General features: G+C 58.3%; 15 protein-coding genes. 7 read left to right on the top strand and 8 right to left on the bottom strand.

What is annotated here, in order from left to right; genetic code table 11:
* Position 1 precedes the first annotated feature (1 nt).
* Both CMQ96_RS15215 and bssR read right to left on the bottom strand, forming a co-directional pair.
* On the bottom strand, positions 2–1114 hold the full coding sequence (locus tag CMQ96_RS15215) for a PQQ-dependent sugar dehydrogenase (protein ID WP_098066991.1): 1113 nt from the start codon (positions 1112–1114) through the stop codon (positions 2–4).
* A gap of 104 nt (positions 1115–1218) precedes the next feature.
* Entirely contained in the window at positions 1219–1602 is a 384-nt protein-coding gene (gene bssR, locus CMQ96_RS15210; protein ID WP_004135130.1) for a biofilm formation regulator BssR, read from the bottom strand.
* Between the two features lie 379 nt (positions 1603–1981).
* Between bssR and CMQ96_RS15205 the strand changes: the two genes are divergently transcribed.
* On the top strand, positions 1982–3223 hold the full coding sequence (locus CMQ96_RS15205) for an oligosaccharide MFS transporter (protein WP_024360110.1): 1242 nt from the start codon (positions 1982–1984) through the stop codon (positions 3221–3223).
* Positions 3224–3256: 33 nt separating this feature from the next.
* Here CMQ96_RS15205 and CMQ96_RS15200 read toward each other — a convergent pair whose 3' ends face one another.
* Entirely contained in the window at positions 3257–3736 is a 480-nt protein-coding gene (locus CMQ96_RS15200; RefSeq protein WP_172397461.1) for a hypothetical protein, read from the bottom strand.
* 298 nt (positions 3737–4034) lie between these two features.
* Between CMQ96_RS15200 and rimO the strand changes: the two genes are divergently transcribed.
* Positions 4035–5360, top strand: coding sequence for a 30S ribosomal protein S12 methylthiotransferase RimO (gene rimO / locus CMQ96_RS15195; RefSeq protein ID WP_046877863.1), 1326 nt, complete (start codon positions 4035–4037; stop codon positions 5358–5360).
* Positions 5361–5542: 182 nt separating this feature from the next.
* Here the strand turns inward: rimO and gsiD are convergent, their stop codons facing one another.
* Genes gsiD through iaaA form a run of 5 tightly spaced genes read right to left on the bottom strand, consistent with a single transcriptional unit; the run spans position 5543 to position 11812 of the window.
* A complete protein-coding gene (gene gsiD / locus CMQ96_RS15190) occupies positions 5543–6454 on the bottom strand; it encodes a glutathione ABC transporter permease GsiD (protein ID WP_004135139.1) in 912 nt (303 codons plus the stop codon).
* Position 6455: 1 nt separating this feature from the next.
* Positions 6456–7376 carry a glutathione ABC transporter permease GsiC gene (gsiC, locus tag CMQ96_RS15185; protein WP_098066990.1) on the bottom strand — a complete coding sequence of 307 codons (921 nt, stop codon included), beginning with the start codon at positions 7374–7376 and terminating at the stop codon, positions 6456–6458.
* A gap of 52 nt (positions 7377–7428) precedes the next feature.
* Positions 7429–8967, bottom strand: a complete 1539-nt coding sequence (gene gsiB / locus CMQ96_RS15180) for a glutathione ABC transporter substrate-binding protein GsiB (protein WP_004135142.1) — start codon at positions 8965–8967, stop codon at positions 7429–7431.
* A gap of 37 nt (positions 8968–9004) precedes the next feature.
* Complete coding sequence (gene gsiA / locus CMQ96_RS15175; protein ID WP_024360112.1) at positions 9005–10858, bottom strand: glutathione ABC transporter ATP-binding protein GsiA; 1854 nt, start codon at positions 10856–10858, stop codon at positions 9005–9007.
* A 12-nt stretch (positions 10859–10870) separates the two neighbouring features.
* Positions 10871–11812 (bottom strand): beta-aspartyl-peptidase, encoded by a 942-nt coding sequence (gene iaaA, locus CMQ96_RS15170; RefSeq protein WP_004135143.1) that lies wholly within the window; start codon positions 11810–11812, stop codon positions 10871–10873.
* 177 nt (positions 11813–11989) lie between these two features.
* Here iaaA and moeA point away from each other — a divergent pair, with 177 nt between their 5' ends.
* The 5 genes from moeA to CMQ96_RS15145 all read left to right on the top strand — a co-directional run bounded on the left by moeA (position 11990) and on the right by CMQ96_RS15145 (position 18494).
* A complete protein-coding gene (gene moeA, locus CMQ96_RS15165; protein WP_004135145.1) occupies positions 11990–13225 on the top strand; it encodes a molybdopterin molybdotransferase MoeA in 1236 nt (411 codons plus the stop codon).
* The gene (gene moeB / locus CMQ96_RS15160; protein WP_004135152.1) at positions 13225–13980 is read left to right on the top strand and encodes a molybdopterin-synthase adenylyltransferase MoeB; all 756 of its coding nucleotides are present in this window, start codon (positions 13225–13227) and stop codon (positions 13978–13980) included. Before moeA ends, moeB begins: the two co-directional genes overlap by 1 nt.
* 152 nt (positions 13981–14132) lie before the next feature.
* Positions 14133–15032 (top strand): glycyl-radical enzyme activating protein, encoded by a 900-nt coding sequence (locus CMQ96_RS15155; protein WP_024360114.1) that lies wholly within the window; start codon positions 14133–14135, stop codon positions 15030–15032.
* A 4-nt stretch (positions 15033–15036) separates the two neighbouring features.
* Entirely contained in the window at positions 15037–17469 is a 2433-nt protein-coding gene (locus CMQ96_RS15150; RefSeq protein WP_049131729.1) for a formate C-acetyltransferase/glycerol dehydratase family glycyl radical enzyme, read from the top strand.
* Between the two features lie 209 nt (positions 17470–17678).
* Positions 17679–18494 carry a Cof-type HAD-IIB family hydrolase gene (locus CMQ96_RS15145; RefSeq protein WP_004135161.1) on the top strand — a complete coding sequence of 272 codons (816 nt, stop codon included), beginning with the start codon at positions 17679–17681 and terminating at the stop codon, positions 18492–18494.
* Positions 18495–18612 lie beyond the last annotated feature (118 nt).

The following is an 18612-nucleotide window of genomic DNA, read 5'->3' as shown; positions in this document are numbered from 1 at the left end:
ATTAGCCCGCCGGGCTCACCTTCAGCAGCTCGCCGTTGGATTCGTCGGTTAGCACATACAGATAACCATCGGGTCCAACGCGCACATCGCGGATACGTTTTCCGCGATCGCCCAGAATCCGCTCCTGTTCCGTGACGTTATCGCCGTCAACCTTGAGAACAATCAGCGATTTATCCTTCAGCGCGCCGATAAACAGCCGGTGCCGCCACTGCGGAAAAGTCTGCGCGTCGTAAAACGCCATACCGCTCACCGCCGGCGATTTTTCCCAGACAAACAGCGGCGCTTCGGTTCCTTCCGCCGTTTTGCCTTTGGCCTCCGGGATCGGCAAGCCGCTGTAGTTAATGCCGTGCGTCGCCAGCGGCCAGCCGTAGTTTTTGCCTTTTTGCGGAATATTGATCTCATCCCCGCCTCGCGGCCCGTGCTCATTTAACCACAGCGTATCGCTCCACGGGTTCATCGCCATCCCCTGGGGGTTGCGAATACCGTAAGACCAGATTTCCGGTCTGACGCCGGCCTGGCCGACAAAAGGATTATCGTCCGGGACCTTGCCATCAGCCGTTAGCCGCACCACTTTTCCCTGCAGCTTATCGAGATCCTGAGCGGTCGAACGCTGGTTATTCTCCCCGAGTCCAATAAACAGATAACCGCGGCCGTCGAACACCAGCCGTCCGCCAAAATGATTGCCGGTTGAGAGCTTCGGCTGCTGGCGGAAAACCACCTGGAAATTTTCCAGGCGCTGGAGGTCATCGCTCAGTCGGCCGTAGCCCACGGCGGTCCCGGCCTTGCCGTCACTCCCGCCTTCGGCGTAGCTCAGCCAGACCCGGCGCGACTGGGCGAAATCCGGAGCCAGCGCCACGTCCAGCAGACCGCCCTGCCCGTTGGCCCAGACCTGCGGCACGCCCGAAATCGCAGGCGCGAGGCCTTTATCCCGCTGCCACAGACGGAGCTCGCCGCCGCGCAGGGTCATCAGAATCCCCCGGTCGTCGGGAAGAAAGGCCAGCGCCCACGGGTGTTCAAGCTGGTTCTGCAACACCTCTACGCGCTCCTGGGCGGCAAGGCTTGCCGTTGGCAACAGCAGCGCGGTAAGGGCGATCAGGTTAATGGTCTGGCGCATGGCATACTCCTTTTGTCAGCAATGCTGATAAGGGTAGCCAGCGTGGGAAAGCGGGAAGGGATTTTTACATAACATTAATCGGGGGGAGCAGGCTCCCCCCGATTTCAGGCGTGCGTAATGGGCTGAGAATCATTCAATTTATGAATATTTAGCCGCAATACCGCCAGACAGCTTTCCAGCTTATCTACGTCGACAGCGATGTAGGACGGGCAGTCATGATGTCCGCTCAACAGGCAGACCGCCGCGGAAGCGACGGCCTCGCCGGCCAGCCGCAGGGCTTCCTTCTCCTCCGGCGCGACGGCGTGCTGCAGGCGCGGCGCGTGTTGATGCATTTCATGGCACAGTTCAAACAAGTTATCACGTAGATGGTCGTTTTCGCTGACTGACATATAGCCTTTTGCTTTACGCAGCTGCAAATAAGCGTCGAGATCAATGTTGGCATTAATCAGCTTATTCATCAGGTTACGATACAGTCTGTCAACGCTCATCGCGGTTCCTCCTCTGTCGTCCTTTACCACAACCATAATATGGTCATTTTTTGTACAAAACGATGAGGCAGATCAATAATTCTCAGGTCATTAACATCCTTTACAATGTTACAACGGCGATTAAAATCCTCTTCGGCGATCTCAACGACCAAAAGTAAAAAATGTTATACGCTCTCAAAAATAAAAACCTTTCAACTCACGATAATAAAATTATTTATTGCAGTAATGATCACATATTAGCGCAATTCACATTGCCATAAAATTCCGCCAGGTGTCATATCATTTCATAAAATGTATTACGTATAACATCCAATAAGAGCAGCAAGCAGATCGATCCTGTTTGTAACCTTTACCGCTACCGCTTGAAGGAACTGAAATGATTACGCCCGGCAAAAGAAACTATATCTTGTTGAGTCTTTTCGATTTCCTCTACCTCTTCGCCTGGTCCTCGACCATGGCGTTCTTCGTTATCTGGACCACTCAGCATCTCGGGATTAGCGCAACCAAAACCGGTCTGCTCTACTCGGTCAACGCCTTTATCGCCCTGCTGATGCAGCCCTTCTTCGGCTTTATTTCCGATAAGTTCGGCCTGAAAAAACGGCTGATCTGGATCCTGGTCGCCATGCTGCTGCCGGTAGGCCCGTTCTTTATTTATTTGTATGCGCCGCTGCTGGTGCACAGCTTCTGGCTGGGCGCGCTGCTTGGCGGGGTATACCTGGGGATTATTTTCAACTCCGGCTGCGGAGTTATCGATTCGTATATTGATAAAATTTCGCGGCGCTACCAGTTCGAATACGGCCGGGTCAGGATGTGGGGATCGTTAGGCTGGGCCGCCGCCGCGTGGATCGTCGGCAAATATATCGACAGCAATCCAAACCTCGCCTTCTGGCTGGCCAGCGTCGCCATCGTTATCGCGGCGATCTGCTTTATGCTGACCAAAATCGAACTGACCGAAGCGGAAATGCAAAAAAGCAGCGCGCTGAAAGTTTCGCACGCCCTGGAGCTGGCGAAGAACGGCCAGTTCTGGATGCTGCTGGTCTTCACCCTTTTCGTCACGCAAATCTATGACACCTACGATCAGCAGTTCGCCCAGTACTTTTCTCTGCAGTTTTCGACGCCGGAAGAAGGCAATCGCTGGTACGGCATTCTGGCCTCCATTCAGGTATGCGGCGAGACCCTGTTTTTATGCCTGATGCCGTGGTTCGTAAACCGCACCGGCGCGAAATGGGCGCTGATCATCGCCGGGCTGATCATGTCGGTGCGTATCGTCGGCTCCGCGATTCCGCTGGGTCCGGTGTGGATCGGCGCGGTAAAAATGATGCATGCGCTGGAAAAACCGCTGATTTTAGTGTCGGTGTTTAAATTTATCGCCGCCAACTTCGACAACAAGCTCTCCTCGACGGTCTACCTGCTGGTGCTGTTCGTCGCCTCTATCGCCACCGCCATTTACTCGCCGCTGGCCGGGTATTTGTACGACACCATCGGCTTTGCGCATACCTATTATATTCTGGGCGGCATCGCCGGGCTGTTTACGCTAATCTCGGTATTTACGCTTCGCGATAATAGAGAACCGACCGCGCCGGGGGCTGCGCCAGGCGCTGGCGTTGCGCAAAGCCATTAATCAAAATTCGCCCGGAAGCCTCTTTCGGGCGAATTAGCGGAAGCTCCACTGCACGCTCATCACAAATATGGCCGGGACGATAATGCCCGTTTCGACGCCGAAATAATCGGTAAAATTGTACTGCAGGCCATGATAAATATAGGGAGAGAAACCGACGCCGGTGAGTTTCTTCGCCGTTCGATAGGTGCCTGAATCGCCGCAATCGCGAAAGGCTTTAAAGAAGAACTCGCCGGTATAGGCATAGACGCCCTTGAACGTCCAGCCGCTTGCCCCCGCGTACCAGTCTCTTCGCGCCCCCAGAGAGAGGCAGCGGTCGGCAAAACTATTCTTCATGGTCCCGACCAACGCGCTGTACTTTGAATCCGCAGACAGCTTGCGCTCAACGGAAAAAAACTGGTTATTGAATTTTTCGTTATATTGACCGTGATTACCGGTCATGTGATAAACAAATGAACCGGTATTGACCGAATATAACGCCATCTCGTTGGCATAAACGGGCGTCGCGCCGATCATGGCCAGCGCGCAGACGAAACCACCCAACTTTTTAAACATGGGAAACCTGATAAAAAATAAAGACTAAAAGCAGCGGCTATTTTACCGCTTCAGGTTAAACCAGATCTAAACCGACGTCCCCCGATTGCCGAGATAATGGCTGAATAACCCCCTTATTTTGATTAACAATCTGGATAATCATGCCGATAAAAAGAAACACAGATATCGCCGGGCTAACATGAAAAGGAGTATAAACTTTCCGCCGATCTCTGTAGAATCCCTGCCCTGACCATCCCAATAATTGAACACTTTTTAAGCTATGAGCAATGTCACCCCTCAGCCGAAAATCGGCTTTGTCTCTCTGGGCTGCCCGAAAAATCTCGTGGACTCAGAACGTATCCTGACTGAACTGCGCACCGAAGGATATGACGTGGTTCCCTCCTACGATAACGCTGATATGGTTATCGTTAACACCTGCGGCTTTATCGATAGCGCCGTGCAGGAGTCGCTGGAAGCGATTGGCGAAGCGTTGAAAGAAAACGGCAAAGTGATCGTCACCGGCTGCCTGGGCGCAAAAGAAGATCAGATCCGCGAAGTGCATCCGAAGGTGCTGGAAATTACCGGCCCGCACAGCTATGAACAGGTGCTGGAACACGTCCACCACTACGCGCCGAAGCCTAAACACAACCCGTTCCTCAGCCTGGTGCCGGAACAGGGCGTGAAGCTGACGCCCCGTCATTACGCTTACTTAAAAATTTCCGAAGGCTGCAACCATCGCTGCACCTTCTGCATCATCCCGTCCATGCGCGGCGATCTGGTCAGCCGTCCGATTGGCGAAGTGCTGGCGGAAGCCAAACGCCTGGCCGATGCCGGGGTCAAAGAGCTGCTGGTGATCTCTCAGGACACCTCCGCCTACGGCGTTGATGTCAAACATCGCAGCGGCTTCCACAACGGCATGCCGGTCAAAACCAGCATGGTTAGCCTGTGCGAAGAGCTGGCGAAGCTCGGTATCTGGGTGCGCCTGCACTACGTCTATCCGTACCCGCACGTTGATGATGTAATCCCGCTGATGGCGGAAGGCAAAATTCTGCCTTATCTCGATATTCCGCTGCAGCACGCCAGCCCGCGTATTCTCAAAATGATGAAACGCCCGGGCTCCGCTGACCGCCAGCTGGCGCGCATCAAGCAGTGGCGTGAAGTTTGTCCCGAACTCACCCTGCGTTCGACCTTTATCGTCGGCTTCCCGGGCGAAACGGAAGACGATTTCCAGATGCTGCTCGACTTCCTGAAAGAAGCCCGCCTCGACCGCGTCGGCTGCTTCAAATACAGCCCGGTAGAAGGCGCAACCGCCAACGAACTGGCGGATCAGGTGCCGGAAGAGGTGAAAGAAGAGCGCTGGAACCGCTTTATGCAGCTGCAGCAGCAGATCTCCGCCGAGCGCTTGCAGGAGAAAGTCGGTCGCGAAATTTTGGTGCTGATCGACGAAGTGGATGAAGAAGGGGCAATTGGCCGCAGCATGGCCGATGCGCCGGAAATCGACGGCGCGGTCTACCTTAACGGTGAGAGTAAAGTCAAACCGGGCGACGTTGTGCGGGTGAAAGTCGAACACGCCGACGAATACGATCTATGGGGCAGCCGGGTTTAATTTCGCCCGCTGACCGTATCCCGGATGACGGCGCTCTCGCGCCTTATCCGGGCGACAAAACCGCACAGGATTAACGTGCGGAGTGCTTTCCCGGAGGCGGTGCTGCGCACCTGTCCGGGCTACTAAACCGCATACGGTGGTGAATCCGTAGCCCCGGTCAGCGCAGCCGGGGAATCACGCCCCTACCCTTTTATCCTCGGATCCAGCGCATCGCGCAGGCCGTCACCCAGCAGGTTAAACGCCAGCACCGTCAGGAAAATCGCGATTGCCGGGAACAGCGCCACGTGCGGCGCCATCACCATATCCGCCCGCGCTTCGTTGAGCATCGCCCCCCACTCCGGCGTCGGCGGCTGCGCGCCAAGCCCCAGAAATGACAGGCTGGCGGCGGAGATAATCGACACGCCGATGCGCATCGTAAAGTAGACCACAATCGACGATACCGTGCCGGGCAAGATGTGATTAAACAGGATGTTAGCATCGCTGGCGCCAATGCTGCGCGCCGACTCAATAAAGGTCTGCTGCTTAAGCACCAGAGTATTGCCGCGCACCAGACGTGCAAATGCCGGGATCGAAAAGATCGCCACCGCGATAATCACGTTCGACATTCCGCTTCCCATTACCGCCACCACCGCAATTGCCAGCAAAATCCCCGGGAAAGCGAACAGCACGTCACAGATACGCATAATAATGCGGTCCCACCAGCCTTCGTAGTATCCGGCCAGTAGCCCAAGCACCGTGCCGATGGCCGCGCCGATGAATACCGCGAGTACCCCGGCGGCCAGCGAGATCTGCGCCCCCACCAGCACCCGACTGAAGATATCCCGCCCCAGGGAATCAACGCCGAACCAGTGCATCATTGACGGGCCGTCGTTGAGCCGGTCGTAATCAAAATAGTTTTCCGCATCGAACGGCGCAATCCACGGCGCTACGATCGCCACCGCGATCAGCAGCAGGACAAATATCCCCGCCCCCATCGCCACCGGCTGACGGCGAAACCGCCGCCAGAACTCGTGCCATGGGGTACGTATCTGCCCGGGTTTAATCCCCGGCATCGCGTTGATAACCGCTTGTCTTCTCCAGTTGAGCAATCGCACCTTACTTGTACCTGATAGCTGGATTAATGGCGGCATACAGCACGTCCACCACTAAATTAATAAGAATAAACTCCAGCGAAAACAGGAGGACTTCCGCCTGAATCACCGGGTAATCGCGCATCTCCACCGAGTCCACCAGCAGACGCCCGAGGCCTGGCCAGTTAAAGACCTTCTCCACCACGATTGAACCACCGAGCAAAAAGCCGAACTGCAGCCCCATCATGGTCACCACCGGGATCATCGCGTTGCGCAGGCCGTGCTTGAGCACCACCAGCGTTTCGCTGACGCCTTTCGCCCGCGCGGTACGCATGTAATCTTCATGCAGGACATCGACGAACGAGGCGCGGGTAAAGCGCGCCATCACCGCCGCCACCGCCGCACCCAGGGTCAGCGAAGGCAGAATATAGTGGCGCCAGCTGTCGGCGCCCACCGTCGGCAGCCAGCCCAGCTCAACGGAAAAGACCTGCATCAACAGCATGCCGAGCGCGAACGCCGGGAACGAGATCCCGGTCACCGCCAGCGCCATCCCCAGGCGATCCGGCCAGCGGTTGCGCCAGACTGCCGCCACGATCCCCGCCGCCATCCCGAACACTACCGCCCAGCTCATGCTGGCGAGCGTCAGCCAGAACGTGGGCATGAAACGGCTGGCGATTTCGCTGCTTACCGGGCGACGCGAGGCCATCGAGGTACCGAAATCCCCCTGCACAATATTGCTGATATAGTGCCAGAACTGCACGTGCAGCGGCCGATCGAGCCCCAACTGCTGGCGCACCATTCCCACCACCTGATCATCCGCTTCCGGCCCGGCAATCAGCCGCGCCGGGTCCCCGGGCAGCATATGCACGAACAGAAACACCAGCACCGCCACAATCAGCAGCGTGGGGATCAGCCCCAGCAGGCGTTTAATCACATAATTGAGCATGCTTCTCCTTGCGTGAAATCCCCGCAGCCTGCGCCCGGGGACCCACAGCTATCTACTTAAGATCCGCCTGTTCAAAGCTAAATCCGGTATCCGGCTGGATATAGAATCCGGTCAGATTTTTACTGTGCGCTGAGACCAGTTTTTCGACCACCAGCGGCACCCACGGCGACTCTTTCCAGATAGTATCCTGCGCGTCCTTATACAGCCGCGTTTTTTCCTGCGCATCGGTGGTTTTCAGCGCGTCGTTGAGATCTTTATCGACCTGAGGATTGCTGTAGAAAGCGGTATTAAATAGGGTCGGCGGCCAGTTTTGCGACGCGAACAGCGGCGACAGCGCCCAGTCAGCTTCCCCGGTCGACGCCGACCAGCCGGTGTAGAACATGCGTACGCCGCTCTCTTTCTGCCCCTTACCTTCCACCTCCGCCGCGCGCTGGCCCGCATCCATCGCCGTCAGCTGCGCCTTAATGCCCACCTGCGCCAGCTGCTGCTGGGTAAACTGCAGCACTTTCTGCGCCGTACTGTGGTTATGCGACGACCACAGCGTGGTGCTAAATCCATTCGGATAGCCTGCCTCTTTCAGCAGCTCGCGGGCCTTGGCCGGATCGTACGGCCAGGCGCTGTAGCTTTCAGCGTAGGCAATAGACGGTGGCACCACGCCGGTCGCCGGGGTGGCATAGCCCGCAAAGGCCACCTTCACCAGCGCCTGACGGTTGATGGCGTAGTTAATCGCCTCGCGCACTTTAGGGTTATCGAACGGCTTCTGCGTCACGTTCATGCTGATATAGCGCTGCATGATCGACGGGCTGGCCACCAGCTCCAGCTTGCTGTTTTTCTCCAGCAGCGGCGCCTGCTCGTAGGGGATCGGGAACGCAAACTGCGCTTCGCCGGTCTGCAGCATCGCCGCGCGGGTATTGTTATCCACCACCGGACGCCAGGTAATGGAGTCCAGCTTCGGCAGCCCCGGCTGCCAGTAACCGGCGAACTTCTTCACTTTAACGAAGTCGGTCTGATTCCAGGTGTCGAGCTGGTACGGACCGGTGCCGACCGGATGGAAACCAATCTCTTTACCATATTTCTTCAGCGCCGCCGGAGAAATCATCGCCGTTGCCGGGTGGGCCAGGATATTAATAAACGCCGAGAAAGGCTGTTTGAGGGTAATTTTCACCGTCGTCGGGTCAACCGCCTCGGTGCTGGCGATATTTTTATACAGGTTATAGCGCTTGAGATGATTTTCCGGATTGCTGGCGCGATCGAGGTTGGCCTTGACCGCTTCGGCATTAAACTCGGTACCGTCCTGGAACTTCACCCCCGGGTGCAGCTTAATGGTATAAACCAGCCCGTCCGGAGAAACGGTATAGCTTTCCGCCAGCACGTTATGCAGTTTCATCTCTTTATCCAGGCCGAACAGCCCCTGATAGAAAGACTTCGCCACCGCCTGCGACAGCGTGTCGTTAGCATCATAGGGGTCGAGGGTCGTAAAGTTAGAACCGACCGCCACCACCACATCTTTTGCGGCAAAAGCCGGCGTCGCTGCCAGCGCCGAAGCGACGCCCAGCGCCAACAGCCATTTGCCTGAAACGCGTTGAGTCATGTTGTTCTCCTGAAATGCTGCATTATGGATGTCGTTGTTATCGTGCCAGCACGTCGGCGGCGGACTCTCTGGCGACAAAGTGCCCCGGCCCCACCTGCTGTAACGGCGTACTCACCCCCTCTTCGCCCCGTCTGAAGATATTACCCGGCAGCTCGTCGGAGAGCAGCACGCGCTGCGGACGACGATGCGTAGGGTCGGCTACCGGAACGGCGGCCATCAGTTTACGGGTATAGGGATGCTGCGGGTTTTCAAACACCGCGCGGCGCGGGCCAATTTCGACAATGCGCCCGCGATACATCACCGCCACGCGGTGGCTGATGCGCTCAACCACCGCCATGTCATGGGAAATAAACAGAAATGCGATGCCCATCTCGCGCTGCAAATCGAGCATCAGATTGATAATTTGCGCGCGTATCGACACGTCCAGCGCCGATACCGATTCATCGGCAATCACCACTTTTGGATTGAGCGCCAGCGCGCGGGCAATACAGATGCGCTGGCGCTGGCCGCCGGAAAACTCGTGCGGATAGCGCCAGGCATGTTCCGGCTCCAGTCCGACGCGTTCCAGTAGCCAGGCGACACGTTCGCGGGCGGCGTCCCCCTCGAGCAGGCGGTGCACGCGCAGCGGCTCCATAATCGAATAGCCCACCGTTTGCCGCGGGTCGAGGGAAGCGTAAGGGTCCTGGAAAATAAACTGGATATCGCGGCGCAGCGCCTGAAGCTTACCGCCCGTCAGCGTATCAATCCGCTGACCGTTGAAGGTGATGCTGCCGCCCTGGGTTTCCACCAGACGCAGCAGCGCCCGTCCGGTGGTGGATTTACCGCAGCCCGACTCCCCCACCAGGCTTAGGGTTTCGCCGGGCCATAAATCAAAACTGACTTTTTCGACCGCATGCACTTCACGGGTAATGCGGTTGAGAATACCGCTACGCAGCGGAAAGCGCGCCACCAGATCGCGAACTTTGAGGATCGGTTCCCCGGCCACAACGGTGTTCTGCTCCTCCGGCGACGGGCTTTGGTTTAGCAGCGGGAAACGGCGCGGCAGAGAGGTGCCGCGCATCGCGCCCAACCTGGGCACCGCGGCCAGCAGCGCCTGGGTATAGGGATGCTGCGGCGCGCGGAAAATCTCCTCCACGCTGCCGGTCTCCACCGCTTCGCCGCGATACATCACCAGCACACGGTCGGCGATATCGGCCACCACGCCCATATCGTGGGTAATAAAGATAACGCCCATCGCCATCTCTTTTTGCAGAACGGCGATCAGCTGTAAAATTTGCGCCTGGATAGTCACATCCAGCGCGGTCGTCGGTTCATCGGCAATCAGCACCGCCGGGCGGCAGGAGAGCGCCATGGCGATCATCACCCGCTGACGCATCCCGCCGGAAAGCTGATGCGGAAAGCGCGACAGCATGGCTTCCGCTTCCGGAATGCGTACCTGATCGAGCATTTTTTTCGCTTCGCGCAGGGCCTCATCATGCTTCAGGCCCTGATGTAATCGAATCGACTCGGCAATCTGTTCACCGATAGTGAAGACCGGATTCAGCGAGGTCATCGGCTCCTGAAAGATCATCGCCATATCCGCGCCGCGCACGCCGCGCATATCGGCGTCAGACTGTTCGCTCAGCTCAATCACCTGCCGGTTGCGACGACGCAGCAGCAGCGCATCGCTGCGCACTTCGCTGACCGCCCGATCGAGCAGGCGCATCAGCGCCAGCGACGTTACCGATTTGCCCGAGCCGGACTCGCCGACTATCGCCAGCGTCTCGCCGCGCCGCAGGGTAAACGACAGGTCGCGAACGGCGGAAAAAGCCTGCTGCTGCTGGCTAAACGTAACGTTCAGGCCGCGCACCTGCAGAACATCATTAGCATCGATTTCTTGACTATGCGGCAACGCCCTTTCCTCTTATTCGCGATAAATACCAATCGTGGGCGTATCACCCGCATAACACCAGGCCCGGTACATGCCTTCACTATTAAACGGCAGCGCCACGTTGCCTTCACGGTCGACGGCGATCAGGCCGCCGCTGCCGCCCAGCGCGGGAAGTTTCTCCATCACCACCCTTTCGCAGGCCTCTTGCAGGCTGAGATGGCTGTACTCCACCAGCGCCGAAATATCGTAAGCCGCCAGCGTACGCATAAACACTTCGCCGGTGCCGGTACAGGAAACGGCGACGCTGGCGTTATTGGCATAGCAGCCCGCCCCCGGCAGCGGGCTATCGCCGACGCGTCCCGGCAGCTTATTGGTCATTCCGCCGGTTGATGTCGCCGCCGCGAGGTTACCCGCCAGATCCAGCGCAACCGCGCCGACGGTGCCCATTTTGTGCCGCTCATCCAGCGGCGCGGCGTGGTGGTCGAGCACGATATCGCCGCCCTCCTGCGCCTGACGCAGCTGCAGCAAGCGCTCGGGGGTCGAAAACAGGCTGTTATCGACCCGTTCCATACCGTGGGCAGCGGCAAACGCTTCCGCCCCCTCGCCAATCAACAGCACATGCGGGCTCTGTTCCAGCACCAGGCGCGCCGCCAGCACCGGATTACGTAAATGCTGAACTCCCGCCACGGCGCCGGCCTGCAAGCGGCAGCCATCCATCACGCAGGCATCGAGTTCATGGCGGCTATCGCGGGTAAATACCGAGCCAATACCGGCGTTAAATAACGGGCACTCCTCCAGCAGCCGGACCGCTTCGGTTACCGCATCCAGCGCGCTGGCCCCGGCCGCCAGCATTTTTTGTCCGCTATCGACAATCGCCGACAGCGCCGTTACGTACTCCCGCTCGCGCGCCGGCGTCATCTGCGCGCGGCTAATCGCCCCGGCCCCGCCGTGAATTGCTATAACCGCCTTACCCATTACGCCGTTCCTTACCGATAAAGTGTATAAATATCATTATCGTGCTGACTGTCCTATACAATTTTTGAATATAGAAAGAGCGGACGGTGATGTAAAGCTTGTACCCAGGTGGCATATAGCCCGCCCCTCTTTTCTGCCATAATAGGCGTTTTCGATGTTTGCCCGCAGGAGAAACCCATGGATTTTACCGCCGGACTGATGCCGCTCGACACAGCCCTGACCCAGATGCTCACTCGTATTACGCCGCTGAATGCGACGGAAACCGTACCGCTGTTGCAGGCCTTTTCGCGGGTGACCGCCCATGATCTCGTTTCACCGCTCAACGTTCCCGGTTTTGATAACTCGGCGATGGACGGCTACGCCGTACGCCTGGCGGATCTCGCCGACGGCGCAGCGCTGCCGGTGGCGGGCAAGGCCTTCGCCGGTCAACCCTATAACGGCGTCTGGCCCGCGGGCGCCTGTATCCGCATTATGACCGGCGCGCCGGTACCGGAAGGCTGCGACGCGGTGGTCATGCAGGAGCAGACCGAACAAACCGATGATGGGATCCGCTTTATCGCCCCGGTGAAAAACGGGCAGAATATCCGTCGTCTCGGCGAAGATATCGCTCATGGCGCGGTCGTCTTCCCCGCGGGAACCCGCCTGACCGCCGCCGAGCTGCCGGTCATCGCCTCGCTGGGCATTGCCGAGGTTGACGTGGTGCGTAAAGTGCGGGTGGCGGTGTTCTCCACCGGCGATGAGCTCCAGCTGCCGGGCCAGCCGCTGGCCGACGGGCAAATTTACGATACCAACCGCCTGGCGGTACACCTGATGCTGCAGGAGCTGGGCTGCGAAGTGATTAACCTCGGCATTATTCCCGACGACCCGGCTAAACTGCGCGAAGCCTTTATCCAGGCAGACCAGCAGGCCGACGTGGTGATAAGCTCCGGGGGCGTTTCCGTCGGCGAGGCGGACTACACCAAAGCGATCCTCGAAGAGCTGGGGGAAATCGGCTTCTGGAAGCTGGCGATTAAGCCGGGTAAACCTTTCGCCTTCGGCAAGCTCGGCCATAGCTGGTTCTGCGGCCTGCCGGGTAACCCGGTTTCCGCCACGCTGACCTTCTACCAGCTGGTTCAGCCGCTGCTGGCGAAGCTGTCCGGCAACGTCGGGCAGGCTCAGCCGATGCGCCTGCGCGTGCGCGCCGCAACCCATCTGAAAAAATCGCCGGGCCGTCTCGATTTTCAACGCGGTGTGCTGCAGCGCGGCCCGGACGGCGAGCTGGTGGTAAACAGCACCGGTCACCAGGGCTCGCATATCTTTAGCTCATTCAGCCTCGGCAACTGCTTTATCGTGCTGGAGCGCGAGCGCGGCAACGTGGAAGCCGGCGAATGGGTGGAAGTCGAGCCGTTTAATCATCTGTTCGGAGGGCTGTAATGGGCGTGGAGCTGAGCGATGCGGAGATGCTGCGCTATAACCGGCAGATTATTCTTCGCGATTTCGATTTTGACGGTCAGGAGCAGCTGAAAGCCTCGCGCGTGCTGGTCGTCGGCCTCGGCGGGCTGGGCTGCGCCGCCGCGCAGTATCTGGCGGCGGCAGGCGTCGGCCAGCTTACCCTGCTCGATTTCGATACCGTGTCGCTCTCCAACCTTCAGCGCCAGACCCTGCACAGCGACGCCACCATCGGCCAGCCGAAGGTCGACTCCGCCCGCGGCGCGCTGGCGCGGATGAATCCCCACGTTCAGCTCACGACGCTCAACGCACGGCTGGAAGACGCGGCGCTGGCGGCGCAAATCGCCGCCCACGATCTGGTGCTCGACTGTACCGACAACGTCGCGATCCGTAACCAGCTCAACGCCGGATGTTTCCGCCATAAAACGCCGCTGGTCTCCGGCGCGGCGATTCGCATGGAGGGACAAATCAGCGTCTTTACGTATCAGGAAGATGAACCCTGCTACCGCTGCCTGAGCCGCCTGTTTGGCGACAACGCCCTCACCTGCGTCGAGGCCGGCGTCATGGCGCCGCTGGTTGGCATCATTGGTTCACTACAGGCGATGGAGGCGATTAAGCTACTCGCCCGCTACGGCAGCCCGGCGACCGGCAAAATCGTCATGTACGACGCCATGCGCTGTCAGTTCCGCGAAATGACGCTGCCGCGTAACCCTCACTGCGAGGTGTGCGGTACGCCCTAACCCCTTTCCGGCGGTACCGCCGCCGGATGTTTTGTGACCCGCCGCGACTTTTTCGCCTCCGTTTTCCCCCCTCGCTATGCTTGTTGATTTATATCAATACAACTTTCATTCGAAAGTAATTTAATCTTCATATGCAAATTAGAGGGTGAATTATGATCTTCAACATTCAGCGTTATTCAACCCATGACGGCCCGGGGATCCGCACTGTCGTCTTCCTCAAAGGGTGTTCGCTGGGCTGCCGCTGGTGCCAGAACCCGGAAAGCCGCGCCCGCACGGCGGATTTGCTGTATGACGCGCGCCTGTGCCTGGACGGCTGCGACCTCTGCCAGCAGGCCGCGCCGGAGGTGATTACCCGCAAGCTGGACGGCCTGATTATCCACCGCGAAAAACTCACCGATGCGTATATTGGCAAACTGCGCGACTGCTGCCCGACCACCGCATTAACGGTGTGCGGCGAAGAGAAGAGCGTCGAAGAGATTATGGCCACGGTGCTGCGCGACCAACCGTTTTACGAGCGCAGCGGCGGCGGCGTCACGCTCTCCGGCGGCGAGCCGTTTATGAATCCCGAGCTGGCCCGCCAGCTGTTTGAGGCCAGCCACAACGCGGGGATCCACACCGCGGTCGAAACCTGCCTGCACGTGCCGTGGAAATACGTCGAGCCCTCTTTGCCGTTTATCGACCTGTTTCTCGCCGACCTCAAGCACGTCAACGAAGCGATTTTCCAGCAGTGGACGGACGGCAGCGCCCGCCGGGTGCTGGATAACCTGCAGCGCGTCGCGCAGGCCGGAAAGAAAATTATCATTCGCGTGCCGCTGATCCAGGGCTTTAACGCCAACGAAAGCGATATTGCCGCCATTACCGATTTTGCCGCTGACCGCTTAAAGGTTGGCGAGATCCACTTCCTGCCGTACCACACGTTAGGAATGAATAAATACCAATTACTCAGTCAGCCCTATACCGCACCGGATAAACCGCTTGCTGCACCCGAGCTGCTCGCCTTCGCGCAGCGCTATGCTCAGAGCAAAGGTTTAACGGCGACTCTACGAGGATAACCTTATGACAACGTTGAAACTGGATACTCTGAGCCCGCGCATTCAGGCGCATAAAATGGCGCTGGTGCATATCGTCAAGCCGCCGGTCTGTACCGAGCGCGCCCAGCACTATACCGAAGCCTATCAACAGCACCTGGATAAACCGATCCCGGTACGCCGCGCGCTGGCGCTGGCCCATCACCTGGCGGAACGCACGATCTGGATTAAGCACGATGAACTGATCGTCGGCAACCAGGCCAGCGAAGTTCGCGCGGCGCCTATCTTCCCGGAATACACCGTTAGCTGGATCGAAAAAGAGATCGACGACCTCGCCGATCGCCCCGGTGCCGGGTTTGCCGTTAGCGAAGAGAATAAACGCGTGCTCCACGAAGTGTGCCCGTGGTGGCGCGGTCAAACCGTGCAGGATCGCTGCTACGGCATGTTTACCGACGAGCAAAAAGCGCTGCTGGCGACCGGCATTATCAAAGCGGAAGGCAATATGACCTCCGGCGATGCTCACCTTGCGGTCAACTATCCGCTGCTGCTGGAAAAAGGCCTCGACGGCATGCGGGCGAAAGTCGCCGAACGCCGTTCACGCATTAACCTGACCGTGCTGGAAGATCTGCACGGCGAGCAGTTCCTCAAAGCCATTGATATCGTGCTGGAAGCGGTCAGCGAACACTGTAAGCGCTACGCCGGGCTGGCGCGCAGCATGGCCGCGACGGAGAGCCGCGAAGCCCGCCGCGACGAGCTGCTGGTGATAGCCGAAAACTGCGATATCATCGCCCACGAGCCGCCGAAGACCTTCTGGCAGGCGCTGCAGCTGTGCTATTTCATCCAGCTGATTCTGCAGATCGAATCCAACGGCCACTCGGTCTCTTTCGGCCGCATGGATCAGTATCTCTACCCTTACTACCGCCGCGACGTTGAGCTGGCACAATCATTGGATCGCGAACACGCCATCGAGCTGCTGCACTGCTGCTGGCTGAAGCTGCTGGAGGTGAATAAAATTCGCTCCGGCTCGCACTCGAAGGCCTCCGCCGGTAGCCCGCTGTACCAGAACGTCACCATCGGCGGCCAGAATCTGGTGGACGGCAACGCGCAGGACGCGGTGAACCCGCTCTCCTACGCCATCCTTGAATCCTGCGGTCGCCTGCGCTCGACACAGCCTAACCTCAGCGTGCGCTATCACGCGGGCATGAGCAACGACTTCCTCGACGCCTGCGTGCAGGTGATCCGCTGCGGCTTCGGCATGCCGGCGTTCAATAACGACGAAATCGTTATTCCTGAATTTATCAAACTCGGTATTGAGCCGCAGGACGCGTACGACTATGCCGCTATCGGCTGCATCGAAACCGCCGTCGGCGGCAAATGGGGCTATCGCTGCACCGGGATGAGCTTTATCAACTTCGCCCGCGTCATGCTGGCGACCCTGGAAGGCGGCCGCGACGCCACCAGCGGTCAGGTCTTCCTGCCGCAGGAGCACGCCCTGTCGAAAGGCAACTTCGACAACTTCGAGCAGGTGCTGGCCGACTGGGATACGCAGATCCGCTACTACACGCGCAAATCTATCGAGATTGAGTACGTCGTCGACACCATGCTGGAAGAGAACGTACACGATATTCTCTGCTCGGCGCTGGTGGATGACTGCATCGAGCGCGCGAAGAGCATTAAGCAGGGCGGCGCGAAATATGACTGGGTTTCCGGTCTGCAGGTCGGCATCGCTAACCTCGGCAACAGCCTGGCGGCGGTGAAGAAGCTGGTGTTCGATCAGGGCGTTATTGGTCAGCAGGCGCTGGCAAAGGCGCTGGCTGAAGACTTCGAAGGCCTGACCCACGAGCAGCTGCGCCAGCGCTTAATCAACGGCGCGCCGAAATACGGCAACGATGAGGACAGCGTGGATATGCTGCTGGCTCGCGCCTACCAGACCTATATCGATGAGCTGAAGCTGTATCATAACCCACGCTACGGCCGCGGCCCGATCGGCGGTAACTACTACGCCGGCACCTCGTCCATTTCCGCCAATGTGCCGTTTGGCGCGCAGACCATGGCGACCCCAGATGGCCGTAAGGCGCACTCGCCGCTGGCGGAAGGGGCCAGCCCGGCCTCCGGTACCGACCATCTCGGGCCGACCGCGGTCATCAGCTCGGTGGGCAAACTGCCGACCGGTTCGATTCTTGGCGGCGTGTTGCTTAACCAGAAGCTGAACCCGGCCACGCTGGAGAATGAATCCGATAAGCAGAAACTGATGGTGCTGCTGCGCACCTTCTTCGAGGTGCATAAAGGCTGGCATATTCAGTACAACATCGTGTCGCGCGAGACGCTGCTTGAAGCGAAGAAACACCCTGACCAGTATCGCGATTTAGTGGTCCGCGTGGCCGGTTACTCGGCGTTCTTTACCGCCCTGTCGCCGGATGCTCAGGACGATATTATCGCCCGTACCGAGCATACGCTGTAAATAACGTCCCCCGGCTTGCGCTGCGCTTAGCCGGGCTACAGGTTCGAAGCCGTTTGCGGGCCACTGCCCCGGGTAAGGCGTTTACGTCGCAACCCGGGGTTTTCTCCTGCACATCGGTGAACGCCAACTTTCATTCGAAATAAATTTGTGCTCCCCATCACATTGTAATTAGAATGTTACTGGTCGAAGTTAAGCCAGGAGCATGTGTTATGACCGTTAAAGTTATCGTCACCGATATGGACGGAACTTTTCTCAATGACGCCAAGCAGTATGACCGCTCGCGTTTTCTTGCGCAGTTCGCGCAACTGCAACAGCAGGGTATTGAATTCGTTGTCGCCAGCGGCAACCAGTACTACCAGCTGATCTCTTTTTTCCCGGAAATCCGCGACCGCATCTCCTTTGTCGCCGAGAACGGCGCGCTGGTTTACGAACACGGTCAACAGCTGTTCCACGGCGAACTGACCCGTCATGAATCCCAGGTCGTCATTGGCGAACTGCTGAAAGACCCGCAGCTCAACTTCGTCGCCTGCGGCCTCGAAAGCGCCTATGTCAGCGACCGCGCGCCCGAGGCGTTCGTCACCCTGATGTCAAAGCACTACCATCGCCTGCAGCGCATTAGCAGCTATCATGATATTGACGATAAGCTGTTCAAGTTTTCGCTTAACCTGCCGGATAGCGAAATCCCGCAGCTTATCGATAAACTGCACGTCTCGCTGGACGGCATCATGAAGCCGGTCACCAGCGGCTTCGGCTTCGTCGATTTAATTATCCCCGGCCTGCATAAAGCCAACGGCATCAGCCGCCTGCTGAAGCGCTGGAGCATCTCGCCGCAGGCGTGCGTGGCCATTGGCGACAGCGCTAACGATACGGAAATGCTCAAGCTGGTGAAATACTCTTTCGCGATGGCCAACGCCGCCGACAGCATCAAGGCGGTGTCGCGTTTTGCCACCGATGATAATAACCACGACGGCGCGCTGAACGTCATTCAGGCCGTCCTCGACCACGCCGCCCCCTTCAACCAGTAACGCCGCGCCGGGGTTGACCGCCCCGGCTTCCCGTTTTGTGCGCCTCTGCATAATTTTAAACTTGCATTAACTTAATTTTAACTTAAATTATCATATGTAAGATTTATTACTTTCGAAT

Source organism: Klebsiella sp. MBT K-1 (assembly GCF_002556465.1).
GTDB classification, from domain to species: Bacteria; Pseudomonadota; Gammaproteobacteria; order Enterobacterales; family Enterobacteriaceae; genus Klebsiella; species Klebsiella grimontii.
This window is presented reverse-complemented; position numbering and strand designations above follow the sequence as displayed.

Coding starts and splice junctions, on each gene's coding strand:
- CMQ96_RS15215 (WP_098066991.1), bottom strand. CDS start 1,114: ATGCGCCAGACCATTAACCTGATCGCCCTTACCGCGCTGCTGTTGCCA.
- bssR (WP_004135130.1), bottom strand. CDS start 1,602: ATGAGCGTTGACAGACTGTATCGTAACCTGATGAATAAGCTGATTAAT.
- CMQ96_RS15200 (WP_172397461.1), bottom strand. CDS start 3,736: ATGATCGGCGCGACGCCCGTTTATGCCAACGAGATGGCGTTATATTCG.
- rimO (WP_046877863.1), top strand. CDS start 4,035: ATGAGCAATGTCACCCCTCAGCCGAAAATCGGCTTTGTCTCTCTGGGC.
- gsiC (WP_098066990.1), bottom strand. CDS start 7,376: ATGCTCAATTATGTGATTAAACGCCTGCTGGGGCTGATCCCCACGCTG.
- gsiB (WP_004135142.1), bottom strand. CDS start 8,967: ATGACTCAACGCGTTTCAGGCAAATGGCTGTTGGCGCTGGGCGTCGCT.
- iaaA (WP_004135143.1), bottom strand. CDS start 11,812: ATGGGTAAGGCGGTTATAGCAATTCACGGCGGGGCCGGGGCGATTAGC.
- moeA (WP_004135145.1), top strand. CDS start 11,990: ATGGATTTTACCGCCGGACTGATGCCGCTCGACACAGCCCTGACCCAG.
- moeB (WP_004135152.1), top strand. CDS start 13,225: ATGGGCGTGGAGCTGAGCGATGCGGAGATGCTGCGCTATAACCGGCAG.
- CMQ96_RS15155 (WP_024360114.1), top strand. CDS start 14,133: ATGATCTTCAACATTCAGCGTTATTCAACCCATGACGGCCCGGGGATC.
- CMQ96_RS15150 (WP_049131729.1), top strand. CDS start 15,037: ATGACAACGTTGAAACTGGATACTCTGAGCCCGCGCATTCAGGCGCAT.
- CMQ96_RS15145 (WP_004135161.1), top strand. CDS start 17,679: ATGACCGTTAAAGTTATCGTCACCGATATGGACGGAACTTTTCTCAAT.